29 protein-coding genes are annotated in these 26,433 nt (G+C 44.9%); 23 read left to right on the plus strand and 6 right to left on the minus strand.

The genetic code is table 11. From position 1 onward, the window contains the following. The first annotated feature begins 557 nt into the window (after positions 1-557). The 3 genes from AZI86_RS03660 to AZI86_RS03670 all read left to right on the plus strand — a co-directional run bounded on the left by AZI86_RS03660 (position 558) and on the right by AZI86_RS03670 (position 5,341). Positions 558-1,835 (plus strand): radical SAM/SPASM domain-containing protein, encoded by a 1,278-nt coding sequence (locus AZI86_RS03660; RefSeq protein ID WP_061835042.1) that lies wholly within the window; start codon positions 558-560, stop codon positions 1,833-1,835. Positions 1,836-1,959: 124 nt separating this feature from the next. After that, the gene (locus AZI86_RS03665) at positions 1,960-3,828 is read left to right on the plus strand and encodes a CHASE2 and HATPase_c domain-containing protein (protein ID WP_253715675.1); all 1,869 of its coding nucleotides are present in this window, start codon (positions 1,960-1,962) and stop codon (positions 3,826-3,828) included. Continuing rightward, positions 3,821-5,341: a sigma-54-dependent transcriptional regulator gene (locus tag AZI86_RS03670; RefSeq protein WP_061833735.1), complete on the plus strand. Its 1,521-nt coding sequence runs from the start codon at positions 3,821-3,823 to the stop codon at positions 5,339-5,341. The genes AZI86_RS03665 and AZI86_RS03670 overlap by 8 nt, the downstream gene beginning before the upstream one ends. Positions 5,342-5,428: 87 nt before the next feature. Here AZI86_RS03670 and AZI86_RS19155 read toward each other — a convergent pair whose 3' ends face one another. Continuing rightward, a complete protein-coding gene (locus tag AZI86_RS19155) occupies positions 5,429-5,590 on the minus strand; it encodes a hypothetical protein (RefSeq protein WP_157684615.1) in 162 nt (53 codons plus the stop codon). On the opposite strand from AZI86_RS19155, the gene AZI86_RS03675 reads away from it, so the two are divergent. Both AZI86_RS03675 and lspA read left to right on the plus strand, forming a co-directional pair. Then, entirely contained in the window at positions 5,581-6,099 is a 519-nt protein-coding gene (locus AZI86_RS03675) for a hypothetical protein (RefSeq protein ID WP_253715678.1), read from the plus strand. The genes AZI86_RS19155 and AZI86_RS03675 overlap by 10 nt on opposite strands. A gap of 28 nt (positions 6,100-6,127) precedes the next feature. Beyond that, complete coding sequence (gene lspA, locus AZI86_RS03680) at positions 6,128-6,634, plus strand: signal peptidase II (protein ID WP_061833737.1); 507 nt, start codon at positions 6,128-6,130, stop codon at positions 6,632-6,634. Between the two features lie 12 nt (positions 6,635-6,646). Here the strand turns inward: lspA and AZI86_RS03685 are convergent, their stop codons facing one another. Together AZI86_RS03685 and AZI86_RS03690 are read right to left on the minus strand one after the other, a co-directional pair. Further along, positions 6,647-7,183, minus strand: a complete 537-nt coding sequence (locus AZI86_RS03685) for a response regulator transcription factor (protein WP_061833738.1) — start codon at positions 7,181-7,183, stop codon at positions 6,647-6,649. A 9-nt stretch (positions 7,184-7,192) separates the two neighbouring features. Next, complete coding sequence (locus AZI86_RS03690; protein WP_061833739.1) at positions 7,193-8,407, minus strand: sensor histidine kinase; 1,215 nt, start codon at positions 8,405-8,407, stop codon at positions 7,193-7,195. A gap of 144 nt (positions 8,408-8,551) precedes the next feature. Here AZI86_RS03690 and AZI86_RS03695 point away from each other — a divergent pair, with 144 nt between their 5' ends. From AZI86_RS03695 to AZI86_RS03720, 6 genes are read left to right on the plus strand one after another with little or no spacing between them, the layout of a single operon-like run. Further along, positions 8,552-9,142 carry a hypothetical protein gene (locus tag AZI86_RS03695; RefSeq protein WP_061833740.1) on the plus strand — a complete coding sequence of 197 codons (591 nt, stop codon included), beginning with the start codon at positions 8,552-8,554 and terminating at the stop codon, positions 9,140-9,142. Between the two features lie 11 nt (positions 9,143-9,153). After that, the gene (locus tag AZI86_RS03700) at positions 9,154-9,762 is read left to right on the plus strand and encodes a hypothetical protein (RefSeq protein ID WP_061833741.1); all 609 of its coding nucleotides are present in this window, start codon (positions 9,154-9,156) and stop codon (positions 9,760-9,762) included. After that, on the plus strand, positions 9,759-10,811 hold the full coding sequence (locus AZI86_RS03705) for a hypothetical protein (RefSeq protein WP_061833742.1): 1,053 nt from the start codon (positions 9,759-9,761) through the stop codon (positions 10,809-10,811). The genes AZI86_RS03700 and AZI86_RS03705 overlap by 4 nt, the downstream gene beginning before the upstream one ends. A gap of 8 nt (positions 10,812-10,819) precedes the next feature. Beyond that, complete coding sequence (locus AZI86_RS03710; protein ID WP_061833743.1) at positions 10,820-11,692, plus strand: metal ABC transporter substrate-binding protein; 873 nt, start codon at positions 10,820-10,822, stop codon at positions 11,690-11,692. After that, the gene (locus AZI86_RS03715; protein WP_061833744.1) at positions 11,689-12,261 is read left to right on the plus strand and encodes an ATP-binding cassette domain-containing protein; all 573 of its coding nucleotides are present in this window, start codon (positions 11,689-11,691) and stop codon (positions 12,259-12,261) included. Before AZI86_RS03710 ends, AZI86_RS03715 begins: the two co-directional genes overlap by 4 nt. Continuing rightward, a complete protein-coding gene (locus tag AZI86_RS03720) occupies positions 12,258-13,070 on the plus strand; it encodes a metal ABC transporter permease (protein WP_061833745.1) in 813 nt (270 codons plus the stop codon). Before AZI86_RS03715 ends, AZI86_RS03720 begins: the two co-directional genes overlap by 4 nt. On the opposite strand, the gene AZI86_RS03725 is transcribed toward AZI86_RS03720, so the two are convergent. Next, positions 13,055-14,485, minus strand: coding sequence for a cyclic nucleotide-binding domain-containing protein (locus AZI86_RS03725; protein ID WP_061833746.1), 1,431 nt, complete (start codon positions 14,483-14,485; stop codon positions 13,055-13,057). The two genes, AZI86_RS03720 and AZI86_RS03725, sit on opposite strands and share 16 nt — an antisense overlap. Before the next feature lie 104 nt (positions 14,486-14,589). Here AZI86_RS03725 and AZI86_RS03730 point away from each other — a divergent pair, with 104 nt between their 5' ends. The 12 genes from AZI86_RS03730 (at position 14,590) to AZI86_RS03785 (ending at position 24,332) form a co-directional block, all read left to right on the plus strand. Next, positions 14,590-15,324 carry a prolipoprotein diacylglyceryl transferase gene (locus AZI86_RS03730; RefSeq protein ID WP_061833747.1) on the plus strand — a complete coding sequence of 245 codons (735 nt, stop codon included), beginning with the start codon at positions 14,590-14,592 and terminating at the stop codon, positions 15,322-15,324. Positions 15,325-15,467: 143 nt separating this feature from the next. Next, positions 15,468-16,193: a hypothetical protein gene (locus tag AZI86_RS03735; protein WP_061833748.1), complete on the plus strand. Its 726-nt coding sequence runs from the start codon at positions 15,468-15,470 to the stop codon at positions 16,191-16,193. A gap of 72 nt (positions 16,194-16,265) precedes the next feature. Continuing rightward, complete coding sequence (locus AZI86_RS03740) at positions 16,266-16,496, plus strand: DNA gyrase inhibitor YacG (RefSeq protein ID WP_061833749.1); 231 nt, start codon at positions 16,266-16,268, stop codon at positions 16,494-16,496. A 140-nt stretch (positions 16,497-16,636) separates the two neighbouring features. After that, positions 16,637-16,909 (plus strand): HU family DNA-binding protein, encoded by a 273-nt coding sequence (locus AZI86_RS03745; RefSeq protein WP_061833750.1) that lies wholly within the window; start codon positions 16,637-16,639, stop codon positions 16,907-16,909. 103 nt (positions 16,910-17,012) lie between these two features. Further along, on the plus strand, positions 17,013-18,002 hold the full coding sequence (pfkA, locus tag AZI86_RS03750; protein ID WP_081111774.1) for a 6-phosphofructokinase: 990 nt from the start codon (positions 17,013-17,015) through the stop codon (positions 18,000-18,002). 124 nt (positions 18,003-18,126) lie between these two features. Then, positions 18,127-19,248 carry an ABC transporter substrate-binding protein gene (locus AZI86_RS03755; RefSeq protein ID WP_061833751.1) on the plus strand — a complete coding sequence of 374 codons (1,122 nt, stop codon included), beginning with the start codon at positions 18,127-18,129 and terminating at the stop codon, positions 19,246-19,248. Between the two features lie 16 nt (positions 19,249-19,264). Continuing rightward, positions 19,265-20,167, plus strand: coding sequence for a branched-chain amino acid ABC transporter permease (locus tag AZI86_RS03760; protein WP_061833752.1), 903 nt, complete (start codon positions 19,265-19,267; stop codon positions 20,165-20,167). Next, positions 20,167-21,138 (plus strand): branched-chain amino acid ABC transporter permease, encoded by a 972-nt coding sequence (locus AZI86_RS03765; RefSeq protein ID WP_061833753.1) that lies wholly within the window; start codon positions 20,167-20,169, stop codon positions 21,136-21,138. Before AZI86_RS03760 ends, AZI86_RS03765 begins: the two co-directional genes overlap by 1 nt. Then, positions 21,119-21,895, plus strand: a complete 777-nt coding sequence (locus tag AZI86_RS03770) for an ABC transporter ATP-binding protein (protein WP_061833754.1) — start codon at positions 21,119-21,121, stop codon at positions 21,893-21,895. The genes AZI86_RS03765 and AZI86_RS03770 overlap by 20 nt, the downstream gene beginning before the upstream one ends. Continuing rightward, positions 21,892-22,599 (plus strand): ABC transporter ATP-binding protein, encoded by a 708-nt coding sequence (locus AZI86_RS03775; RefSeq protein WP_061833755.1) that lies wholly within the window; start codon positions 21,892-21,894, stop codon positions 22,597-22,599. Before AZI86_RS03770 ends, AZI86_RS03775 begins: the two co-directional genes overlap by 4 nt. Continuing rightward, positions 22,596-23,315: a DUF3750 domain-containing protein gene (locus AZI86_RS03780; RefSeq protein ID WP_061833756.1), complete on the plus strand. Its 720-nt coding sequence runs from the start codon at positions 22,596-22,598 to the stop codon at positions 23,313-23,315. Before AZI86_RS03775 ends, AZI86_RS03780 begins: the two co-directional genes overlap by 4 nt. Before the next feature lie 84 nt (positions 23,316-23,399). Beyond that, the gene (locus AZI86_RS03785; protein ID WP_061833757.1) at positions 23,400-24,332 is read left to right on the plus strand and encodes a hypothetical protein; all 933 of its coding nucleotides are present in this window, start codon (positions 23,400-23,402) and stop codon (positions 24,330-24,332) included. Here AZI86_RS03785 and AZI86_RS03790 read toward each other — a convergent pair. Then, a complete protein-coding gene (locus AZI86_RS03790; RefSeq protein ID WP_061833758.1) occupies positions 24,329-25,684 on the minus strand; it encodes a sensor histidine kinase in 1,356 nt (451 codons plus the stop codon). The two genes, AZI86_RS03785 and AZI86_RS03790, sit on opposite strands and share 4 nt — an antisense overlap. Further along, a complete protein-coding gene (locus AZI86_RS03795; RefSeq protein ID WP_061833759.1) occupies positions 25,674-26,354 on the minus strand; it encodes a response regulator transcription factor in 681 nt (226 codons plus the stop codon). The genes AZI86_RS03790 and AZI86_RS03795 overlap by 11 nt, the downstream gene beginning before the upstream one ends. Positions 26,355-26,433 lie beyond the last annotated feature (79 nt).

Here is a 26,433-nt window from a genome sequence, read left to right on the forward strand (position 1 = left end):
AGACTCAATTATTTCCTCCAACAACCCAACATCACGGATCTCCACAGCCTTGACTGCGAGAAGAAGCAGACTCGGTTCCCAAGCCGAAATTTTGCGGATATTTGCAATCAAATCCTCGACGGCGAGGGTTTCTTTATTATTTTTCAGCTCTGAAATATCGATGGAAACGATATCACTTCTTTTGTAGGTCGGAGAGGTCAGATAATTTCGCAGGTCTAAAAAAAGCGCATCTAGATAGCTTAGGCGCACCGCTGAGATAAGAAGGGACACCACAACTGCGGTAGCCAAAGAAACAATAAGCTTCACTCCCCATGTTCGAACAATACTGATCATGCCATCCTATCGGATTATACCCAATATCATTAAGATCTAGTTTATCCCTATAACTGTCTTCAAGCCTGACGCTCCGTGAAATAGTTTCCTTTTGCACCTAGGCTTCCCAGAGTTAGGCGCGAAAAGCACCAGCTCCCATCATGCATCTTATTGATTTTACTAGATTATTTTTAAGAATAATTCATCCCACATTGGAACACTAGTTGCATAAAACCCAAGTTGCTATGGAACAACGACGTTTTAAAGACATTGTAGCATTCAAAGAAGGACAAAATGCTCCCATGGCTTTCCACGCCCGAAATTTGGAAGTAGCCGAGATCTCTGAAGAGCTTTGGAACCAGCTTGAAAATGGCAGCGATGCTTCCTTGCAGGCCCAAATTGAAGCTTGGGAACTTGAAAACAGTCCAGAAGTTTTGCGCGGAAAAAGCACGCGCAACATTCGCCAGCTTATCTTGAACGTCACCCAAATTTGCAATCTGAAATGTACTTATTGTGCCGCCGGTGGCGATGGCTCTTATGGCTCACCACAAACCAGAATCAATGTTGAAAAAACTTTGCCACAAATTAAATTTTTCCTAGAAAGAATTGCGGAAGGCGAAACCTTCAAAATTCAATTCTTAGGTGGCGAGCCGTTGCTTTATCCAGATGGCATTCAAGAAATCGGCAACTACGTTCGTATGATCGCGGCGGAAAGAAATATCACGGCTCAATTCGGTATTGTGACAAACGGAACACTGATCACGGATCGAGCTTTGGAAGTTTTAACTAGTTTGAACATGGGCGTGACCGTCAGTATCGACGGGCCCGCCGAAATCAACGATCGCATGCGTCCCGCTAAAAACGGACAAGGCAGCACCGCAATGACTTTAGCCGGTCTTAAAAAATTAGCGGCGGTAAAATCGTCTTTACGCCACTTAGGCGTTCACGGTGTCTTTAACACCGAAAATACAGACTTGGTGGCGGCTTTTGAGTTTTATAGATCTTTAAATGTCGACAGTTATGAATTCACCTTCGCGGTGGATGAAAACGATGATGACAGCAATCGCTTATTTGTTGAACAAATGAACTTGGTCGCGAAAAAAGCATATGCCGAAGACGGCGAACAAGGACTTAGAAAAATCAGTCTGTTTGAAAAGTATTTCGATGCTTTAGATAAGCAACAACAGACAGAAAATCACTGTGGCGCGGGAAAATCGTTTTTGATGATCGACGCACGCAACGGTGTATTCACATGTCCTTGGGATGTGAATGATAAATCAGAAAAAGTGGGCCAAGGCACCATCATTAATGATTCACAGCTTGAGGAGTATGCGGCACCACTTATTGAAAAGAACAATTGCGGCAACTGCTGGGCACGTTTTATGTGCGGTGGCGGCTGCATGTTCATTCATAAGCAAGCAACTGGGAATAAACATAAAAAAGACGGCCAATTCTGCTATAGAACCCGCAGTTTGGTCGCAACGGCATTAAAATATTATAAACATAGCAGGATCGCTAGTTAGGAAAAGTATATGGAAGGAAAAAAACGTATGAATAAAAATCATATCAAAAAAGTGAAACCAAAGAAGGACGTCCCACAAAAAGATCCTGGAGCGGACCAAGGCTGCGTACCAGTAAGATAGGTTGATGGAAAATCAAGACTCACTTAGCATCCTTAAAAAGCGCAATTATAAAGCGCTCGGCTTACAACTGCTTGTAAGCCTGGGGATCTCTTTGATTCTTGCACAGATAGATTTGCAGTATGTCGAAAGCTATCTGTACGACCTTCGCGTTCGCAGTAAAGTTATAAACACAACCACCAGCAATATCGAGCTGGTGTACGTCACCCCGGATACAATTCAAAAGCTGACTGGATTTCCGGGGGCCGCAAGTCAAGGAACGCTGATTAGCAAAATTTTGGCAGCAGGTCCCAAGGCCATTGTCCTTGATTATGACCTTCAGTCTGCTGCAGGCTCCGAGGCTGATAAAAAAGCTTTAGAAAATCTGATTGCCAGCAATTCATCTATTTTTGTCGCTGGTAAATCCACTCCGTTTAAGGGCGAAGAAAGCGAGCTGTTTTTAAAAGCTCCTTTTGAAAAAATCCGCCTGACGCCTTCGCCTCGCACGACGGATTCCGTGAACTTTGCTAAAGACGGCGTTACCCGTCGCATGCTTTTGACCTATCAAGGTCGAAAGATGCTCTCATTGCAATTAGCAGAGCTCTACAATCCAGAGATCAAAAGCCTTAACGCCATTCGTGGTCGTTTTGAGTTTTATGGAACAGATCAGGCGTATGTCGACTTTAACAAAGCCGGCAGCTATCCTTCCACCGCGTTTGAAAACGTGCTAGGTGAAAATTTTGATCCAAGTCAATACAAAGACAAAATCGTTTTTGTCGGTACGGATTTAAATTTAGATCCGGACGACTATATAAGCAGTCCCTTTGACCGCAAAGTAACAGCGATGACGCGTATTGAATACCAAGCTAATAGCATCGACACACTTATTAAGAACTCAGCCCCCGTTAAAGTCAGCACCTATGTAAATTGGTTTTTTATTTTTTTAGCTTCGATCCTGACGTTGCATGTGGTTTTGAATTTAAAGCCGACGAAGGGGCTTTTGATCCTGGTTTCTACTCTAGCGGGATTTATTCTTTTTTGTACCATGGCTTACTGGGCCTTCCGTTTATGGCTGCCGATGTCGGGGCCCTTGCTTTCGATATTTTTGTGTTATTACTTCTTTATCCCCTATCGTTTGATCATCGAAAATCGTCGCAGCTGGGAGTACTATCAAAAGAACAAACTTTTAAGCCAAGTGGAAGAGCTTAAAACGAACTTCATTTCAATGATGTCTCATGATTTAAAAACGCCGATTGCACGCATTCAAGGCATGTCGGACGTTATTATTGCTGACGGCAATCCCCTAAGCAGCCAACAGCGCGAAGCCGTGGATACGATCAAACATTCCTCGGACGATCTTTTAAAATTTATCACCGCGATCTTAAACTACGGGAAGATCGAATCTCAAGGCGTGCAACTTCACTTGCAAAGCCGTGACATTAATAATCTGCTTCAAGAAGTCATCCGTAAGCATGAGTTCTTAGCCAAAGTAAAACGCATTCAAATCGTTTCGGAACTGGAACCTATGTTCCCAGTTCCGGTGGATGCCGAGCTAATGAAGCAGGTCTTTTCAAACTTGGTGGAAAATGCCATCAAGTACAGCCCTGAAGACACGAAAATCATGGTTTCCAGCGAAGAAAGTGCGACCAAAGTAGTCGTGCAAGTCGCTGATCAGGGGCCAGGTATTCCTCAGGACGAACTAGCAAATGTATTTATGAAGTTTTTCCGTTCAAAAAACGCCAAAAGCTCTCCTATCAAGGGTTCGGGGCTGGGCTTGTATCTGGCAAAGTATTTTACGGAGCTTCACCATGGGACGATTATTGTAGAATCTTCCCATGGTCAGGGGGCCACATTTACGGTAGAACTACCGATGGAACAAGGGGGCAGTCATGCTTAAGGTGTTGGTTGTTGATGACGATCAGGGCTTAAGAATTTCAGTAAAAACCGCGCTTACGGTCACGCAAAGATTTGCGGTTGATGAAGCTTTCGACGGCGTGAACGCCTTAGAAAAAATCAAAGCCAGCGAAACCAAGTATGATCTAGTGATTCTTGATGTCGACATGCCTCGCATGAATGGCCTTGAAGCTTTACGCCAGATCAAAGAATTTGATCCCGGCATTATCGCAATCATCATGACCGCTCACGCAACTCTGAATGACGCCATTCAAGCCGTGAAAGATGGTGCTTATAATTATCTGCCAAAACCGGTGGCCGGTGATGATTTATTGCAACTTATCGATAAAGCCGTGAATGCGCACAACTTGATTTCAAATATTGCGGCGTCAGCGCCCGTGATGGTTGAAGCGGGTCGCAAAATCATCGGTAATACTTCGCAAATGCAAAAGGTCTTCAACATCATTCACCGCCTGGCGAAGGTTGAAACCCCGGTTCTTATTCGTGGTGCTTCGGGTACTGGTAAAGAACTTGTGGCAAAAGCCATTCACTACAATTCCGCTCGCAAAGATGAAAAGTTTGTGGCGATCAACTGCTCTGCAATCCCAGAAAATCTTTTTGAATCAGAACTTTTCGGTCACGAAAAAGGTTCTTTCACGGGTGCCGATCAACGTAAAATTGGTAAATTCCAATTCGCCGAAGGCGGAACTTTATTCTTAGATGAAGTGGGCGATATGCCGCAATTGATGCAAGTTAAAATCTTGCGTGTGCTACAAGAAAAAGTATTTACTCCCGTGGGTTCAAATCGTGAATTCCCAACGAATGTTCGTATCATCGCGGCGACAAATCGTCCGTTAGAAGATATGATCAAAGCCGGCTCTTTCCGTGAAGACTTATTTTATCGTTTGAATGTCGTGCCTATTTTCTTGCCTGCTTTGGCAGAACGCAAAGATGATATGGAACATATGGTGAATATATTCATCAAAAAATTCAACGGGACTCACGGAAAACGTATCAATGGGATTGCTCCCGACGCGATGTCTGTTTTGAAAAAACACACATGGCCAGGGAACATCCGTGAACTTGAAAACGTGATCGAGCACTGCTTTGTTCTTGAAACTTCCAACATCATCACCATCGCTTCGTTGCCTGAATCATTGCTTTTAGCAACCGGCACGAACTTAATCGAAGTGATGGCTGAACAAAATGCACAAGACGTGGCTTCAGCGGGTATTACGGCGGTTTCCCAGGCTCATTCATTGGGTGATGATAGTGATGAGGATGCCGATTTAGATTCTGCAGATGATGGCGATGAAACCCCAGTTGGCTTTAGCGGCAACCCGGGACTTGATTTCAACGCCCAAAAAGAAGCGTTTGAAAAAGAATTTATCATCAAAGCGCTTAAGACTTTCCGCGGACGCATCAACCAAACGGCTTTGCATGCGAACATTCCAAAGAAAACTCTTTTACGTAAGATCGAAAAATACGGCATCAATGCCAAAGACTATGTGAACTAATATGTCGACCTTAAAGGCCCCTTTTCAGGGGCCTTTTTCGTTTTGCAAGAAAAACCACCTTCATTTTTTTCATTTTTCGCGTTGCCTCTAGTTTCCAAATCCCCAAATCACCCCAATATCTAGAGTTGCATAAATATTGAGCACAACTTTGTTAGGATTTTGTGAGGGAGCCGCATTGACTGGCTTTCCGGGAGTCGGTAATTTCATCAGCTCACCCTTAAGGATACTTTGAGATGACCATGAACCCATTGCCTCCCCAGGCATATACGAAAGACATTTTGCTAAAAGCCTATCAATGGCTGATGTTGCAAAATTCTTCTATCAAGGAGATGGCGACGACGCCGGACATCCTGGTCAGCTTGTACCTTAAGACCACGCGTGATGGTGAACACGCTTTAGATCGTCCCAGCATTCAAAATTTCAAAAATGAGTTGCGCAGTTTAGCTGGAATGATGGGCGAATTAGATCGTCCACCACAAGCCGCCCCAGTGACGGCACCTAGCATGCCTTCACCTGCACCTGCACCCGCACCGGCCCCGACGCGAATGATGCCTCCGATTATTGAAACTCCCCCGATGACCGCAACCCCCACCGCAGCAGCCACGATTCGCAAAGCGGACCTTTTAGAGCAGCTGGATTCTTGCAGCCGCACTATGATTCATGAAGTCAAAGAAGAGTTCAATCTCAGTTCCGACGTAGAAGCCTTACGAATGTTGATCAAAGTGGGTTATACGCGCTCTAAAAACCTTTTGTCTTAGGCCTTTTTCTAAGTATACTGGCGCCGCTATGAAGAAAAAATACATCTGGCTTTTACTGACCTCAGGACTTCTTATTGCTTTAGATCAAGTCACTAAAGCTTATGTCCACACACATTTTCACTTGGGCGAGTCAGTTCCGGTGATTACAAATTTCTTCAACTTCACCTATGTGCGCAACTTTGGCGCGGCATTTGGTTTTTTGGCGGAAAGTCATCCTCAATTCCGCGAGATGTTCTTTCTTGCGATGCCACCCATTGCTTTGATTATCATCTTAGGAATTTTGCGTTCCGTAAAAGAAGATGACACCAAACAGATTTTGGCTTTGTCTTCGATCTTTGGCGGTGCCATCGGAAACTATATTGATCGTTTGCGCTTCCGTTACGTGATCGACTTCTTAGACTTCCATCTTTACAACCGTTGGAGCTGGCCCGCCTTTAACATCGCCGACATGGCGATCGTAGGTGGTGTTTGCTTGTTGTTAATTTTGATGATGATAGAAAAGAAAAAAGAAAAAGAAGTTTCTAAAGGCGCCTAAACGGCGCCTTTTTTATTTGTTCGGAATGTTCTTACGCAGTTTGCGCTGCAAGCTTTGACGATGCAGTCCTAATTTCTTGGCCGCTTGAGTGATGTTGCCATCGGAAGTTTGCAAAACATAGTCGATATACTCTCGCTCCATGCGAGCCAAGGAAATTTCTTGTTCCGGCACGGGTTCTATTTCTGAAGCATCGTTTTCTAAAAAGGCTTTTAAAATCATTTCAACGGTCACCGGCTTGCTGATAAAATTATGCGCGCCCAGTTGCATGGCCTTCACTGCAGAAGCCACGCTGCCAAAGCCACTCATCATCACAATTTTTACTTGGGGAAAATGAGACTTTAGCTGTCGTAAAAATTCCAAACTATTTTCTGAACCTACGCGCAAGTCTAGCAACGCCCAATCGGCAGACTGAACTTGAGCGATTTCGGGGACATTAGAAAATGCTTGCACCTGCACACCTCGCTCTTGCATTTCCTCGGTCAAAACTTCGCGCAGGCCTTTGTCGTCTTCGACAAGCAATAGGTTTTTGCTTTTTACTTCTAGTACCATCGTCTTCTCCTAATCTTCTAAAGGCAGACGAATCTGCGCCGTCGCGCCTTTTCCAGAGGAGTTATTAAAAATCTTAAACTCGCCGCCACTGGCTTGGGCCATCATAGATGCGGAATAAAGCCCTAAACCATTGCCATCTACTTTGCTAGTAACAAAGGGCTCCCCCAAACGGGACAAGATTTCTTCAGACAATCCCGTGCCTCGATCGGTCACTTCTAAATAAGCCCAGCTGTTGTCTTTATAAAGACGCAAATAGACGGTCGCCGTATCAGCCAATGCCTCTTGAGCATTATTTAAAAGATCAAAAAAGGTGTGCGAAAACGAAAGAACCTGCAAGCGACAAGGCATACTTTCGTTCATGATCATTTTTTCTACCACTGCGGTCGGATTTTCTTTTTCCCACACTTTAAGCAAGTCCGGAACCAAGCGTTCCAATTCTACATTCTGTAACTCTGCTTGGGACGAACGAGAAAAAACGGAAGCCATATGTTCAAACACACTCACGCATTCATCTAAAGAAACCTTTGCCTTTTCAAACTCTTCGCGAGATGTGTCGATGCCTTCAAGTTTTCTTAAGCCTCGCTCCATACGCAGTTTTAAAGAATTCATCGGTGTGGCTAACTGATGCGAAAATCCTGCTGTTAACGCCCCCAAGGCTTTAAGACGATCGGCTTGATGTTGACGATCTTGTAAAACGCGAATGCGCTCTTCATTTTTCGCTAACAAACGGGAAAAATAATGACTGACAAACCACGAAGCCCCCACCAGGACCCACTGTGAAAGAAAGTTTAAAAACAATTCCGAATCATCCGTGCCTAACGTAGTTTGCGCATCAAGATAGGTCTCGTATTGAAGAATTCCTAAAAGACCCAAAACCGTCAGACCAAAAATGGGCGAAGTTTTTTGTCGTAAAAGCATACCGCCTAAGAAAGCATGGATACATAAAATACTGATAAAGGGATTGTTGGCTGAACCACTTACAAACAGCAACCCCGCTGCCGCCAACAGATCTATATAAAGATTGATTAGGATGTGCTTTTGGCGTGTAGGGCCTTCTTTAGGCCACAAGCCTTGGGCAATAACATTAAAAAGTGCCAGCAGAACGATGACGGCAATAAAATAAAGAATATTGCGCTTGGGAAGAAAACCCCAATACAGCAGGGGAAGAATCCCTAAGCACATAGAAACAATAGCAATCCAGCGGAATCGAATTAAGCCAGGCATGAGTCCTTGTAACCTGGGGCCGGCAAAAGCCGCAAGGTTCTTTATGCCCTGCAACCTTAAGATGCGTTTTCATTTCATTTTCTAGATGCAAATTACTTGCATTTAAAAAATCACGTGTTAAAAGCCCCTTATAAGGAGCTAAAAATGAAAACTTTCATTGCATTACTAGTGGTGCTGTCGCCTGTTTTAGGATGGACTCACGAAAATCATTCCCCTGTTTCTGATATTATCAATAAATCCCCGGTGTCTTTGGCCACGGTCGCGGCTTTGACTGATTTTCATGACGCAAACTTAGGAGCTGTGTGGGGATGGAACTCACAACTGGCGCAAGATGACGTCACCAGCAATATCCTTCATATCGACTCAACAGCTGCCGCAGCCGTAGCAAAATATGACTGTCACTTTCACAGTCATGGCTCAGAAAATGAAGCCCACTGCCATAATGAAGGCGTCGCCTCATCATCATTAGCTGCACCCTCTTCTGTGCATTTTTCGACTGAAGATCTTGTGACCGCTTTGACGAGCGCGCTCGATATTTTTAATCGCAAAGTGTCTGCCGTTGAAAACTTAACCGCGATCAAAACATGGCAATCGGCAGAGCAAATTTTTGTTCACTTAAATTATCAAGCAGGCACCTCTAACGGCGTTTCTTACTACATGTGCCACATTCACCACGGAGCCGAAATTGACTGTCATCGCAGTCTAAATCCCGGCCCCCAAGAGCCTGTATTTTAAGAAGGTTTTTTATGAAGTTATTTATTTTGATCTTCAGTGTATTGACGTTAAGTGCTTGTGGCGGCGGATACAACCCCGACAAAGCCGTTAAAGAAAATGCCCGCACCGTGGGAGCCTCCACTTATGAGGAACTTTCGGCCTCCAAGTGGCGCATGACGGATTTGCTTAAAGATATTTCATCAGGCGCTAACTTTGAAGTCACCTTTACACTGGCCGATAATGGAAGCGTCACCGTGCATACTTTTGCAAATTCCGCTTTAGGTGACGGCGTGAATATTCAATTTACGCGAATAGCCTCTGCTCTGAATGTGACGGTTAGCGCGGGCACTCAAGTCCAAGACTGGAGCAGCTATTTTTCAAATGTGGACGCCAGTCAGCCCATGACGTTCACTTTTGACGTTCATAACAATGAACGCCCCGCGCATGTTTTAGTTTGGCAGGGTCCAAAAAATGCTAGCCTGAACCATCGCAACACCCTTTATAATAGCGCCGAAGACAGTGTGGATTTAGGATTTGCAGGTTCCCCCGGGAACGGCACCTCAAGATACTGGGGAATTTCTTTTACCGACGCTGATATAACCAACGCTTTGAGTTCCACACCTCAGGAGACGCACGAATGAAATCTTGGATCATATTTAGTTTTTTTATTTCTACTTCCGCTTTGGCGCAAGTCAGCTTACAGAACATTCAAACCTCTGCCGCCATTGATATCACCGCGCCCCTCAGTTTTGATAATAGCGAGGATAACAAGCTTGATATACGCTCGGCGGAATTGGTTTTTTTCGGACCTCTAGATCCAACCTTTGATGCAGTTATCAATCTTGCGGCCCACAATGAGGACGGGGAATACCATGCCGAGCTTCACGAAGCCTACATTGGCTCAAGCAAACTGATTCCTTCATCTCGCTTTCGCGCCGGAAAATTCTTTTTAGGTGTCGGTCGGCTAAATCAATTCCATCAACATGATTGGGCCTTTATCAGTCCACCAAAAGTTCAAACAGAGTTTTTTGATGAAGAAGGTGTCGCTGACTCCGGAGGAGAGTTTTCTACATTGCTGCCAACGGATTCTTATTGGGATATCACTGTGGGCGTCACCAATGGATACACTTGGGGACATGCCCATGACGCGGGTAAAAAGCCACAAGTTCCCGTTCATTATATTCATCCGGTGAATTTCGTCGACTTGGGAGAGGCTGGAGCCATTCAATGGGGCCTAAATTATTTAGGTCGCACCGATGCTGATTCCGTGCAAACGCAGCTTTACGGATTGGATTTTACCTACAAAAAGACAGAAGGAAAAACCTTAGAACGCCTTTTTCAATCAGAAATCTGGATGCAAATTCAATCCAGCCCCAATATGGATCGCACCGAAAAAATGGGCGCCTATTTCTTTCCACAAATGGCGGTCAGTGAACGTCAGTTTGTTGGAATCCGTTTAGATGCTTTCTCTGAACTTTCGCGGACTTTTGTGTCAGATGGTTCTAAGCAAGACAATTTAGAATATGGTTTTGTACCTACTTATACGTTTAAAAATAGCGAATTTTCTTTGTTCCGCGCCGCTTACGGTTATAACGTTCAAACCTTTAAAGGCGAAGACGACGTGCGCGAACAAAAAATCGAATTTCAATTTGTGGCGATCTTAGGGGCCCATCCCGCCCATTCTTTCTAGAGGTTTTTATGAAACTATTTGTTTTATCTTTTGTATTTTTCGCTTTCGCGGCTCAAGCAAAAATTAAAGTCGTTACCACGACAGCGGATGTGGCGGAGGTCGTCTCCGCCATCGGCGGCGATGCCGTTGAGGTACAAACTCTTTTGCGTGGAAGCGAGGATCCGCATTATGCCGAAGCTCGTCCGGACTATATCTTAAAAGTGAACCGCGCCGACATCGTCTGCTCTCAAGGTTTAGGATTAGAAGTGGGCTGGCTGCCCAAAGTTCTTAGCAAATCCGGAAACGCAAAAATTCAAGAAGGCGGACGCGGCTATTGCGTTTTAGGGAAAGCCGTTAAACCCATTGATGTCCCCACTGGTGTGATCAATCGCTCCATGGGGGACGTTCATCCTGAGGGAAATCCTCATTTTAATTTATCTTTGGTAAAATTGGCTGAATCTGGCGAAGAAGTGGTGCGTGTTCTCAGCGCTGAGGATCCGGAAAAAGCATCTGAGTTTCAGAAAAATTATGATTCATTAAAAAAACGTCTGTCGAACCTACAAGCAGAGTTAGCAAAAACCGTAAAAAAGAAAAAGGTGATGGAATACCACAAAGAATTCACTTACTTCTTTGATTCATACGGTTTGGAATCAGCGGGTTCCTTAGAAGAAAAACCCGGCATGCCGCCATCGGCAACACGTATTGCGCTAGTAGCTAAACAAGCCAAGGAAAACAAAGTCGTAGTTCTTTTTGCTTCACCCTCAGCTCCGCATAAAACACTGGAAAGATTCACCGAGCTTTCGGGCATTCCTACAGTCACCGTGCCCTCCTACGTTTCGACATCAGGGGACGCAAAGTCTGTTGAAGCCTTACAGAAACTGTTGATAAACTCGATTCCATGAAAAAGGTTCTTTTAGAAACGCATCGACTTCGCCCCGTGAGTTCTGAGGGGTTATTTCTATCCCCGGCTTTGGATATCAAAATGACCACGGGGGATGTCGTATTTCTAAATGGCGATAACGGTTCAGGCAAAAGCACGCTCTTAAAAACGATCTTAGGCCTTCATAAAAAATATGAAGGTCGCTTTTCGTTCACTTTGCCTGCCCAACAGGTTCAATATCTGCCTCAGCTGGGCAATTTAAGTTTTCATCTGCCGCTCACCTTGCTTGATGTTTTAGATGGCGCAGCGACCAATCATCTTTTACTCCAAGGACTAGATCTAAAAAAGAAATGGAACACGGCTAGCGGCGGTGAAAGACAAAAGGTTCTTTTAGCGGCGATTTTAGCGCGGGAGCCGCGCTTTCTTATTTTGGATGAACCTTTTAATCACGTGGATAAAGATTCCGCTTTAGTGTTAGAAAAAGCCTTATCTGATTATTTTTTCAAGAACCAAGAAAGTGCGCTTTTAATGGTTTCACATCGACCGGTCACAAATCTTTTTGCGGGCTCGTTGCAGGTGGATTTAAAATGAGTTCATTTTTAGAGCTCTTAAGCATTTACAAGTGGTCGCTTCCGGCAAGTGTGTTTGCGGCGGGCGTTTTATCTTTAATCGGTGCACAGTGGACCGCACGTGGGCAAAGCGCGCAGATATTTGTTTTAAGCCAAGGCTCTTCACTGGGTGTGGTTTTAGGGTTGGCGCTGAATATTATTTTCGGCACCGATCTGCATGCTCTGAATCTTGTTCTAGGATTTTCTTTGGGATGGTTGACGTTGCTATTTTCACATCGCTTAACCCAAGGACGATCCGATCGCAATCATATCTATTTGACTCTATTCGTTTTATTTTTGGCTTTGACCTACATGCTCACGTCGATGACTCCGGCGCTGGAATCCCATATGGCGGCGGCTTATTTCGGCGACTTGGCCGTAATGAGCGATTTGGCCGGACAGATTGTGGGTGTGATTGCCCTACTGGCATTGGCTTTTATTTTAAAAAACTGGAAGATCTTATCATTATCTTCTTTTCAGCTTTCAAACTCGAGCCTGATTCATCGCCAGCCTAAAAACACGGCTTTTGAAATGCTGACTTTGCTCGTGACGGCCGCGGCCGTGCAGAACATGGGCTATCTTTTTACAATTGGCTCTTTGTTTATCGGTACAAGTTTCGCGGCTCACAGCAGCCGGGATTTAAAATCTTACACTCAACGAATGCTTTTTATTTCGGTGAGTGGGAGTCTTTTAGGTTTTGTGATTTCACTCTTATCCACGAACCTTCCCACCGTCCCTTGTGTGATCCTGGGACAGGTCGTGATGGGATTAATGACTTACGTAAAGAAATAGTGGAACGAGGGCTGAGCTTCTTTTTTCTGTCCATCAACGTTAAATAGGCAAATCACTTCCGTGCGCACCCCTTTTTTAACGTTAAATACCGTAAGATCCGCATTTTCGATAATCTGATGCAAGCCTCGGCCCGCGCCGCCTTTGCCTTCATTCAAAGATCCGGCCACGCCACCGTAACAGCTTAAAAGATAATTCACGACGATATCTTTGGTTAATCCACCAAATGGGTCGCGCACCGCGACGGCTAACAATACTCCATCACTTGCAAAAGAAAGTTGAGATTGATGGTGAGTGGCCAGCGTGATTTCTTCTTTACGAGAAAGATGGTTGTACATCGACTTCCCACTTCCATCCACCGGCGCATCATAAATAGCATTCATCAGCATTTCTTCAAGTACGGTGTTCACACGATCTAAAACAGAGTTGCGAACGCCCATTTTCTTAAAGTACGCAAAGACGTCTTCGCGCAAAGCTTCACGTTCAGTGGATTTAACCACCGGACGGCTTTGAACTTCGACTCCCCAGGTAAGGTATTTCTCAACACCGAAAAGGTCGTTATTTAACAATTTACTTAAAGCCGTAAGAACATAGCGGATGGTGGCATTGCGATCGTCCGCTTCGCGGGAAATGATATTTTTAACGAAGCGATTGCTTTCTAAGACCGAGATATTACCTTGTACATTCTTACTGGTCAGCAAAACCCCGAACGGTGAAAGATTGTTCTCTTGGACTTCCTTCAGAACGTCAACACAGGCTTCTTCGGCCAGAACGATGTCGTATTTATGTTCTTTCAGGTAAGCAAATCCCGTTGCCGAATCCTGGGCGATATCCAAGTGAACTCCGGTCCCGCCCAAAGCCATACGAATTGGAAGCTGCTGTTTTTTATCCGGCTCTACTAATAGAACGCGTCCCCCACCACTTTTTTCAATGGCATGCTGAGCTTCGTGCAATTCACGATTTAGAATTTCAAAGAGCCGAGCTTTTTCGTTTGTACGTACCAAACGTTCAGTCAAGATAAAGCAATAGATCTGAAAAAGCAGAGCTTGAAAATGATCTTTATCTTTTGGGTGCACATGACCAAAATCTTCCGAACGAAGGACAAAACAGTCTAGGTCTTCAATCGCCTTCACCGAGGTCGAAGTCAGGTTGGAAGTGATGACGCTCATTTCACCGAACACCTCACCCATTTGATCTAACTCGATAAGTTTTTCTCCACCGAGCGAAACTTCAACCTTCCCTGAACGCAGAAAATACAGTGCGGTGTTTTTTTTGCCTTCTTGTAAAAGCCACGATCCTTTAGGAAAAGATTCACAGTGAATCATTGTGGCCACTTGCAACAAGAGGTCCTTATTGAACGAGGTAAAGAATGAGTATTTACCAATTTCCTTGGCAATTTCCGCAGGATGCATCTTCATACAAACATTATGTAGTTAGATCGCCGGACTTGACTAGAATGCAGTTGAATAATTACCAGAATCCTAGAAAATTAAGTCCATCGTCGGTATCGAGGGAGGAGACCTTGTATCCATCAATAAATCTCTCTGAACATGTGTCCGTGCCTACTTACTACCTCGTGATCAGCCTGGCCGTTTGTATTTCACTCGTTTGGATCACTCGCCGCGCGGACAAAAATGATTTCAATCAACGGAAAGTGCTCGACCTTAGTCTGATAATTATGGCCGCAGGGTTCTTAGGCGGACGTCTTTTTCACATTCTTTATGAAGAACCTACTTATTATTTCCAAGACCCCGTCCAAATGCTCGCATTTTGGAATGGTGGATTCGTCTTTTACGGTGGCGTTTTATTGGCGGCCCCAGCTGCTCTTTTTTATTTGTACAAAACAGATCGCGAAAACATCCCGCCCTATTTAGACCTTTTTGCTCCGGTATTGGCTGTTACCTACGCGATAGGACGCGGAGCTTGTTTGCTGGCAGGATGTTGTTATGGAAAATACTGCGAACTTCCATGGGCCGTGAGTGGTCGTCATCCCACCCAAGCTTATTCCGCTCTTTGGGAAATCGGTGTGGTCTTTATATTATTGGGATTAGAAAAGCAGAATAAAAGACCGGGATTTATTTTCTATTTGTGGATGATCTTGCACGGCCTGGGTCGACTGATGATGGAGGCTTTTCGCGATGACTTCCGCGGACCTCATTGGGGCCTGTCAGTTTCGAGCTGGATCAGCGTATTCATTATCTCCATAGGGGTTTTTCTCATTTTGAGACGCCCCAAAAATACCAGCAAAGCTAAGTAGCTACATACCATGAAGTGACGGAAAACGGCGGTCCCCATGAAAAATGTAAACATTTTTAAATCCCCAATTCTTCCTTACTTTATTTGAACACCACCTCTGTTTGGCACGAGTCCTGAAATAGACCCTTATTGAAGAGGTGTCTTATGAAAAAACTGGTCATAACATTCATCGCGCTGTACTCAGCGTTCGCATTGACGGCTTGTCCTGATGGCGGCGGTGGCGGAACGACAATGATTCCGACGTGTCCGGCCACGCATGTTTTTGATTCCAATCAAAACGCATGTATTCCTATAAATGGAAGCGGCATCGTCACACCTAATAATGGACCAGTCAGATATTACGACTTCAATCGTCGTTTCCAACAATCTGGTTGGGGTGTTCAACAACAGCAAGGCGATATGCAAATCGTAAACCGCGATGCTTACAAATCTTTCCTTAAAGAATCGATGGCGGTTTGTGATCGCCTTATTCACGGTTATGATGCTTGGCTTGCACGATGTGACTCGTGGACTTCGGGCTCTTTTGAATTGGCTGTACAGATCGGTCAAAACTTGCGTCCATTCTTAAGCTTCACCGCATACCCAGCTCCAAGTTACTTTCAGGGATACCTCAGTATCGGTGTTCATGGTGGCGGTATGATTTTCAATCCGCTAGTTCTTTCATCTGATACGACTTTCAGTTTGATCAACAATAGCAAAGGTTTTGAAATCCGCGCTTACGGTTCTTACATGAATGGTGGCGGTTTACGTCTGATCCAAATCCAAGTTCACCAAGGCACTTTGGCGGACGGATATTTAAACTACGAGCTTTGGTACCCGTACAACGGCCATGCAACGAAGATTGCAACCGGCAAATTGAAACGCTTCTAAGCTATTTTAACAAGGCGCAGGAAATTTCTTGCGCCTCTTGCCCTTCCAAAAACTCTCCTCCATTCTCTGACCATGACAGAAAATTCCAAACCCCGCGAAATCAAATGTCCCAAATGTGGGAAACTCACCGTTTACTCCTCTGAAAACGCCTTTCGACCTTTTTGTTCTGAACGCTGCAAAACCAATGATCTGGGTGCATGGGCTGATGAAAGTTACCGCATTCCGGTCGCGCCTTCTTCAAGTGATTCTTTAAGTGTTGGCCTTGATGATGACGATTGGGATGACTCCGAAAGCCGCCACTAGAGTCGTTTTCATATTTTGCTATTGACGAACATGTGATTTTGCATTTTCATGAGCAAGTCATTGGATGACGAAGAACGATCATCAAGATTTTTTATTACAACGAAATGACACATACACGTGTCGAAAAAAGAGGAGTTCAAATGAACAAAGCTCAACTAATCGAAAAAATCGCTACTGAAACTAAAGTTTCTAAAGCTCAAGCTGAAAACATCCTTGATTGCGCTGTTGAAAACATCAAAAAAGCAGTTAAAAAAGGTGACGATGTTAAACTTGTTGGCTTCGGTACTTTCACTAAAGCTAAACGTAAAGCTCGCACTGGTCGCAACCCACAAACTGGTAAAGCGATCAAAATCCCAGCTGCATGGGCTCCGAAATTCCGCGCTGGCGCTGAATTCAAAGCTATGGTTAAGTAATCTCCTTACAGAGAATTGCTACTTAGCGAAAAAACCCACGATACAAATCGTGGGTTTTTTTTTGGCCCTTTTCTTTGCCTGCTCCTCGTAGTAGCCTTGGTCCATGGCAAGTTTCTCTAAAAAAATCAAAAGAATCGGCGTCTACACCAGTGGTGGTGACGCTCCCGGAATGAATGCGGCCATTCGCGCTGTCGTTCGCGTCAGTATCGCACAAAATCTAGAAGTGTACGGAATTACCGCAGGGTATCTGGGCATGCTAGAAAATGAAATGAACCCTCTGCAACTTCGCGATATGGCCAATATTATTCAGCGCGGAGGTACAATTTTAAAAACCGCCCGTTCGACTGAAATGATGAAACCCGAAGGTCGCACAAAGGCGGCTACCAATTTAAAAAACCTAGGCATTGATGCTTTAGTTTGTATTGGCGGAGACGGATCTTTCCGTGGAGCGCATGCTTTATGGGAAGAACACCAAATTCCTATCGTCGGTGTTCCTGGAACTATCGATAATGATATTTTTGGCAGCGACAAAACCATCGGATTTGACACCGCGGTGAACACGGCGTTGGAAGCCATCGACCGCATTCGGGATACCGCCGCTTCTCACGATCGTCTTTTCATCGTGGAGGTGATGGGTCGCAACTCAGGGTTCATCGCTTCTTACGTCGGACTTGCCGGTGGTGCGGAGGAAATTTTCACGCCAGAAAATGTGGCTTCCGTAGATAAATCTATCGAGAGAATCAAAGAATCCATTCGTCGCGGAAAAACCAGCAGCATTTTGATCACTGCCGAAGGTCAAAAACCAGGTCGCGCTTACGACTTGGCCGATGCTATTCGTAAAAAATCTGGAATGGACGCCAAAGTCTGCATCTTGGGTCATCAACAACGCGGGGGATCTCCAACCGCAGCAGATCGTATTTTAGCCAGTCGCATGGGCGCTGCCGCCGTAGACGCCCTTATGCATGGTCAATGTGATATCATGATCGGCACTGAGGGTGAAAGATTGGTACAAGTTCCTTTGGACTTAGTCACGAAGAACGAAAAGAAAACCCAAATGGATTTGCTATCGCTCGCGTCAGTTCTTGCTACTTAAGCGGCCGGGCCGGCAGAGCGGAGCGGCGAAAGCCATGAAGCTGAAGCAGCTTTAACTTGACCTCATTTCTAGATGCTTGAATTCTAAGGGATATCTTTAGACAAAGCATAAGAAATGAGGATCCATGAAACGTCTACTTGTTAGCCTTCTTGTTGTGTTGCCGCTTCTTTCGGGCTGCACAAAAAAAACCAACGAAATTCTTATCGGGGAATACGACTCTCTGACCGGCAGTGATGCGACTTTTGGTCTTAGCACCAACAAGGGCGTACGTATGGCGTTTGATGAAGTGAATGATGCTGGGGGTATCAAAGGAAAAAAACTTTCTTTGATCACTCTTGATGACCAAGGAAAAAATGAAGAAGCGGCCGCGGCCGTGACTCGTTTGATTACGCAAAACAACGTGGTCGCCATCATCGGTGGCGTTGCCAGCGGACGCTCAAAAGCAGCGGCTCCCATCGCGCAATCTCATAAAATTCCTTTTGTCTCCCCTGCATCGACAAACCCCGATGTGACAAAAATCGGTGATCATGTTTTCCGTGTCTGCTTTATTGATCCTTTCCAAGGCTTCGTGATGGCGAAGTTTGCGACAGAAAACTTGAAGATTAAAAAAGTCGCCATCTTACGCGACGTCAAAAATGATTACAGCGTTGGCTTGGCAGATGTTTTTAATACTGAATTTAAAAAATCCGGTGGCGAAATCGTGGCAGATCTAAGCTATCAAGCCGGTGATATTGATTTCAAAGCTCAGTTGACTCAAATTCGCTCTAAAAACCCAGAGGCTATTTACGTTCCGGGCTATTACACCGAAGTTGGCTTGATCGCCCAACAAGCTCGTCAGCTGGGTATCAAAGCTCCTTTGATGGGTGGTGACGGATGGGACAGCGAAAAGTTATTTGAAATCGGTAAGCAAGCTATCAACGGAAGCTATTACTCAAATCACTACACGACGGAATCGACAGATCCAGCGGTGACAGAGTTCGTAAAGAAATTCAAAGCGAAATACAATGAGACTCCAGATGCATTGGCAGCTTTAGGTTATGATGCTGCAAAAATCTTGATCGCGGCTTTAGAACGTTCTGCAGACTTGTCATCTAAATCAATCCGTGATGAACTGGCTAAGACTAAAGATTTCGGCGGCGTTACTGGAAAAATCACTTTGAACGAAAATCGCGATGCAACGAAGAGTGCCGTGGTTATTCAAGTGGACGGTAATGCTCGTAAGTACATGACTACGATCACTCCATAAAGGAAGTACACGACGCATGCAGGATTTCATTCAACATATAATCAACGGCATCAGTCTTGGCTCCATTTACGCTCTGATCGCCCTTGGTTACACCATGGTGTATGGAATCCTGAAAATGATCAACTTCGCCCATGCCGACGTTTATATGATCGGCGCTTTTGTCGCCTACTATGCGGCACGCCTCATGGGGCTTGAAACCAGCCCCGGTGTTTTCACTTTAATTCTATTGTTAGTGGTGGCGATGTTCTTTTGCAGTCTTTTGGGACTGACCATTGAACGCTTCGCTTATCGTCCTTTACGTAAAGCTCCAAAATTAAATATTCTGATCACGGCCATCGGGGTGAGCTTGTTTCTTCAATACTCTGCCCAAGTTGTTTTTGGTGCCGATCCCAAAGTTTTCCCCGAAGTTATGAATGATTTTGTCTTGTTTAGCATCGGCGCTATTGAAATTAAATCTTTTGATGTCACCGTCCTTATCGTCAGCGTTCTGGCAATGCTGGCTTTGCAGTTTTTAATTTTTAAAACCAAGTTAGGTAAAGCCATGCGCGCCGTCAGCGCGAATTCTTCTGTGGCAAGCTTGATGGGTGTAAACCCGGATAAAATCATCGCCTTTACTTTCGTCGTCGGTTCTTGCTTAGCGGCCATCGGCAGTATTCTGGTGGGAATGAAATATCCTAAGATCGACCCCTTAATGGGCATGATGATTGGGATGAAGGCCTTTGTCGCCGCTGTCCTCGGAGGCATCGGCAATGTAGGCGGCGCTGTTTTAGGAGCCTTGATCATGGGTCTGTCTGAAGAAATGGTGGTCGCTTATATTTCTAGTACATACCGCGATGCCTTCGCATTCGGGATATTGATTGTGATCTTAATCTTCCGTCCGGCTGGCATCTTGGGCAAATACACGGTGGAGAAAGTCTAATGAAGGCTTTTAAAAATCCACTTTTAAGTTTACTTGCCCTGATCGCCGTTGGTTTTGTTTTTAGTTTCGGATTTAATTCATACATTCAGTTGATCGTGCTATTTGCGGCCGTGAACTGTTTACTGGCGATGAGTTTAAATCTGGTCAATGGTTACACCGGACAATTTTCATTAGGCCATGCCGGATTTATGGCTATCGGCGCCTACTTTACTGCTTATGCCAGCACAAAGTGGAACTTCATGCCGGAATCATTAAGATTTGTAGAATTCTTTTTATTTGCGATCGGTGCCGGGCTCATGGCGGCGGTGGCGGGGTTTTTGGTGGGCTTACCTTCATTGCGTTTAAAAGGTGACTATCTGGCCATTGTCACTTTGGGATTTGGTGAAATCATCCGCGTGACCTTATTAAACATGGATTTCTTAGGGGGACCTCGGGGTTATTCGGGAATTCCAAGCTTTGGCTCTTTTATCTATTCTTTTAGTTTCGCTTCCGTTTGGTTGTTGATCTGCTTTTTTGCGATTTGGCGCGTGATGCATTCCACTTATGGCCGCGGTTTTTTGAGCGTGCGTGAAGATGAAATCGCGGCAGAAAGCATGGGGATCAACACCACGCGCATGAAAGTGCGTGCCTTTGTGATGTCGAGTTTTTTTGCTGGCGTGGCGGGTGCCTTATATGCTCACTTCACTAATTTCATCAGTCCGTCGTCATTCACCTTCTTGCAAAGTGTAAATGCCGTGATCATGGTCGTTTTGGGCGGCATGGGATCAATGACAGGATCGATTGTCGCGGCCATCTTAATCACGGCTTTACCGGAGGCTCTTCGTCCATTACAGGACTTAACCGGCGTCGATCTGCGCATGGTGATTTATTCTTTAGCTTTGATTTTAGTGATGATCTTAAGACCTAAAGGTATTTTTGGTGAAAGCGAAATCACAGATTTGTGGAGGAAATATGTCCGACGCTCTTCTTGAGGCTCGTGGAATCACCATGCAGTTCGGCGGCCTTAAGGCTGTTGATAATTTGGAATTTAAAATCAATAAAGGTCAGTTAGTTGGTCTTATCGGCCCGAATGGGGCCGGCAAAACCACCGTCTTTAATATGCTGACCGGGGTTTATCAACCTACCAGAGGTGAAGTTTTTTTATGTGGTAAATCTTTAAAGGGTGTAAAGCCTTACGAGATTTCTCATCGAGGCATGACCCGCACCTTTCAGAATATTCGCCTGTTTAAAGGTCTTTCGGTTTTGGACAATGTATTGATCGCCGGTCATCAGCATATGCATTACAGCCTCGTCGACGTGCTTTTACAGACTAAGAAATATCATCAAGCAGAAATGGATTTGCGCGACAAAGCGATGGATCTTTTAAAGATCTTTCATTTAGATCATAAGGCGCATGAATCAGCTTCAGCCCTACCTTACGGAGAACAGCGCAAGCTTGAAATCGTGCGAGCATTAGCCACTAATCCTAAAATTATATTATTAGATGAGCCCGCGGCCGGTATGAACCATTCCGAAACTCATCACCTCATGGACACGATCGCCCATATCCGGGAGAACTTTAAATTAACTGTCTTATTGATCGAGCATGATATGAAGCTGGTCATGGGAATCTGTGAAAACATCATTGTTCTTGATCACGGGGTAAAAATCGAAGAAGGCGCGGCCGAAAAAATTCAAGCATCGCAAAAAGTGATCGAAGCTTATTTGGGTGTGGAGGAAGCTCCATGAGTTTATTGCAAGTTGAAAACTTAGAAGTTTTTTACGGAGCCATTCACGCTTTAAAAGGTGTGAGCTTTAACGTGGAAAAAGGCGAAGTGGTTTCTTTGATTGGTGCTAATGGCGCGGGGAAAAGCACGACCTTAAGAGCCTTGTCGGGGCTGGTTCCTTGCCGCGGGAAGATTTCTTTTCGTGGCAACGATTTGCTGATCGTACCTTCTTATAAACGAGTGACCTTAGGGATTGCCCAATCCCCCGAAGGACGCGGCGTATTTCCGCAAATGAGTGTTTTAGAAAATCTCGAAATGGGCGCCTATCATCGTCAAGACAAAGCCCAGATTAAAGACGACTTAGAAATGTGCTTTGGACTTTTCCCGCGCCTTAAAGAGCGCGTGTGGCAAATGGCCGGAACACTTTCTGGAGGCGAACAACAAATGCTTGCCATCAGTCGTGCTTTGATGTCTCGTCCAGAGCTTTTACTTTTAGATGAGCCTTCTTTGGGTTTAGCTCCCCTGATTGTCGCGCAGATTTTTGAGATTGTGAAAAAATTAAACCAAGAAGGTATGACCGTTCTTTTGGTGGAACAAAATGCCCGCATGGCTTTAAAGATCTCTCACCGCGCATATGTCTTAGAAACAGGCCGCGTGGTAATGCAAGACTCTGCACAAAATCTTTTAAACAACGACGAAGTTCGCAAAAGTTATCTGGGAATATGAAATTCTTAAGCACTCTTCTGCTCGCCCTTTTCGGAAATTTTGCTCAAGCTCAAGACTGGCGCACGGCTGATCGCAGCAGTGCGGGTATTGCTCCCTCACCCCAAGATGAAAAACGTGCGGTGGTGCAAATTTATGCCGCGCGCACGGTGGGCTGGAAGGGCCACTTTGGTGTTCATACTTGGATTGCGATCAAAGAAAAAGATGCGGATTTTTATGAAACTTTTCAGGTGATCGGCTACCGGGCCCGCCGCGGTCTTGATGTCGTGGTGGTGCAAGAATCTATTCCTGACGGAAGATGGTTTGGGGCGATGCCTGAATTGTTGCGCGATTTGCGCGGCCCAGGCGCAGAAAGTGCCATTCCAAAAATTCGGGAAGCGGCTAAGTCCTATCCTTATCAAAAAGATTACCGTGTCTGGCCGGGGCCAAACTCGAACAGTTTTGTGTCTTATATCATTCGCCGCACCCCAGAGATTGGAGTAGAACTGCCGGCCAATGCCGTCGGGAAAGATTGGATCAATAAAGGCTCTTTATTCGGCGTTTCGGAAACACGCACGGGCTTTCAATTTTCTGTCTTTGGTCTTTTGGGCTTTACGCTCGGATTAGGTGACGGCATAGAAGTCAATATCCTGGGTATGAGCTTAGGCGTCGACTTTTTCCGACCGGCTTTAAAGCTTCCAATGGTGGGGCGTATTGGTTTTCAAGATAAACCCCTTTAAAATCCTGTCGCGATACCGCAGCAACACATTGTTGCGGTGACAACTCCCCTCCCATTGCCGAAACTTCTGGGCGGAGGAGTCCTTATGAAGTTTTTCTTTTTATTAGTTTCCCTGGTAGCCGCGACCAGCACGGCTTTCGCTCAAGATTCAGAAATCATTCGTGCGAAACTTGAATCGCAAAAAAAATGCGGCAGCTTTGTCGATTTTGATGAGAATAATCTGTATATGGGTTTTGGCGGGGTCACGGGCTCCTTAAAAATTCTTTCTTTGTCTGAAGATAAAGAAATAGTTTTACCAACCACCGGTTCGCCACTGGGACTTGTGACCCATGGCGGGCACACTTTTGTTCTGACTTCCTCTACCGTGGAGGAATGGAACACCACTGAACAAAAAAAGGTCAGCGAAGCTGAAACTTATGCCCTAGGTCACCCCAAAGCTTACATGGAGCACGCGCAAGGATGGGCCCAGTATCAGGATAAAATGATCATCGCCCACGGTCGTTTGGGTATTTCGATTTATGATCTGACTAAAAAACGTCTGGTGAATCAATTCCGTCTTTTGCGAGAACAAATGCCTTTAGAGTCTATGGCAATGGATGTAAGCGTCGAGGGTCGCTATGCGTATATTGTGATGGATAATTTTTCTTTGGTCAGACCTCCGGCGCCGCCTCCGTTCCGTGGCATTATCACTCTTGATTTAGAAACAAATAAAATTATCTCTCAGGGATCGATTTTAGATCCCGGCGTAACTTCGGTTTGGTCTTCACCCCATGGATTGATTGTCAGCTATGGTGGATCTGCATTTTGGACCTTTGATCTTGTAAACGGCAAAGTTGCCGAAGACCCCACTTATTTGCGTCATCGCTTTCCTTACAAAGGTCATCCGTCAGGTCGTGGCAGCATGGATCAGAAATATTTCTATACTTGTTATTTGATGGCCCCGGAATATCCGGGTGAAAATGGCGGACGTTACAAAAATGTTCCGACGGCTTTAGAGCGAGTTAAATTAGGATTCTAAGTCGAAGCTTCCGCAATCACTGGAGGGAATTGGACTTTAAACTCCGTCCCTTCAGAGTTTTTGAATTCATATTGCCAACCATACAGATCGCAGATCGTCTTAATCCAGGCTAGCCCCAGACCAATTCCCTTTTTCTTTTGCGTACTTTTGTTAAACGGTGATCCGATGCGAGTTAAAACCTCTGGTGGAATTCCTTCACCATGATCCCTAATCGTCAAAATACTATCGGCAAAAGAAACTTCGACGTCTCCTTCGGAATATTTTAAGGCATTACTAAGAGTGTTCGTTAATAATTGATCCAGATGCAAAGGGTTGGACAGCACTTGAAAGCTTTGAGCTTGATTCACCTTGATCCGCGGTCCGTAAATTTTTTGTAGATTATTTAAAATAGGAGACAGGACTTCTTCAACATTAACAACATACAAATTGCCCGGAATTTTTTGGCTTGTCAGTTCGGCCCAATCTAAAAAACTCGAAACTGTCAGCGAGATCTTATCAATGTTCGCTTGAACCTCTTGCACTGATCTTGTTTCTACACCGTACTTTTCAGAGATCACTTCAAAGTCACGGTTCACGATTGTCAACGGAGTCTTGAGTTCGTGGGCCATTTGGAAAGTCCAAGATTTCATAAACTTTCGACTGATGTTGATCTTATCAACCATCTCTGCCAAAACGCGGACCAGTTGACGAAATTCATCTTTTTCGTTGCGACCAAAAAAGCGGCCTTCTTTTTTAAGCCTTTCCGGAGGCACGGGAACTTCGGAGTTATCTTCTAAGGCTTTGGTCGCTAAATTTAAATATCGCGAAAGATTTCGAATCGGCGAAAAAAGATAGGCCGATAAAAACCAGGTGAATATCAAGATCACAAAAAGAATAACAAAAATCGCGACCACCGTGCGATTATTCACGAAAGTTAGCGAGATAAAACTTTTATCGACAATCGCGCCCACCTGCAAAGTACGGTTCTGAAAGCGTGGAAGCTTTAAATTCAAGGCGCGAATAAAGTGATCTTCTGTTTGCACCGTCACCCATTGCGGATCTTGCGGAATCTGAGTTTCTAAAAGAGTCACGTTTTCCGTCGAAAAAAGAATTTCCCCCGCTCGGCGCACAACAAAGAATTTTCCCAGTCGATTGGGCCCGAGCTCTTCAGAAATCATTTCGTCGGCTTCATCGTCATCATAGGTTTTGAGCTCTGAAAGCTTCGATTCCACGATGGAGGTCGCCGACTGGCGAATTTGATCGTCTAAAAAGGCCAACCGCTCTGTGCGGAAATAGGTCAGTAAAATTCCCGCCACGGAAAAGGCCGTCACTAATAATACCAGCAGAGAGATAAAAAAGAACTTACGTCTCAAGCCAGTACCCCACGTTGCGCATGTTTTTAATATTGATCTGCGCCTTGTGACCTTCAAGCTTACGACGAAGATTATTGATGGTGGCCTCAACCACCTTAGATTCGACCTCATTAGAAGATTGCCAAATTTGTTCTAAAATTAAGTCCTTCGGAAAAATCTTTCCCGGATTGGACGCGAACATCATCAGGACTTGAAATTCTTTTTGCGATAAAGAAACGTCCACGCTGCCATCCACCTTCACGGAACGATCCTCTTTGTCCAAGATTACGTTGGCGATCTGCAGCTGCGCACCTTCACCATAAAGTTTTTTTCGTCGAACCAAGGCATTTATACGCGCAATCAATTCCACGGCCGAAAAAGGTTTGGCGATATAGTCATCGGCTCCTGCATCCAGGGCTTTGGCTTTTTCAAAAGCCGTATCAATCGCGGAAACAATCAAAAGTCTAGAATCCGCAAACACTGTTTTAAGATGAGCCACCTGGGATAACGAATCTGATCCATTTAAGATGCGATCTAAAATGATAACATGAGGATAGAAAGCTTTCGTCTTTACAAACTGCTGTAAAGACTCAAGCGAAGTCGCGGACTTGACCGTGTGGCCATTTCCCTCCGTCAGAATGATCATCTGTTTCAAAATTTCTGGTTCATCGTCTACGATCAGCAAATTCATCTTGCGTATAAAGATGGCACAAATAAGTCCGGATCGCAAAAAATCATCTCGGAAAAGACATAGTTAAAAGAATTTTTAT

The organism is Bdellovibrio bacteriovorus (assembly GCF_001592735.1).
In the GTDB taxonomy this organism is placed as follows: domain Bacteria; phylum Bdellovibrionota; class Bdellovibrionia; order Bdellovibrionales; family Bdellovibrionaceae; genus Bdellovibrio; species Bdellovibrio bacteriovorus_D.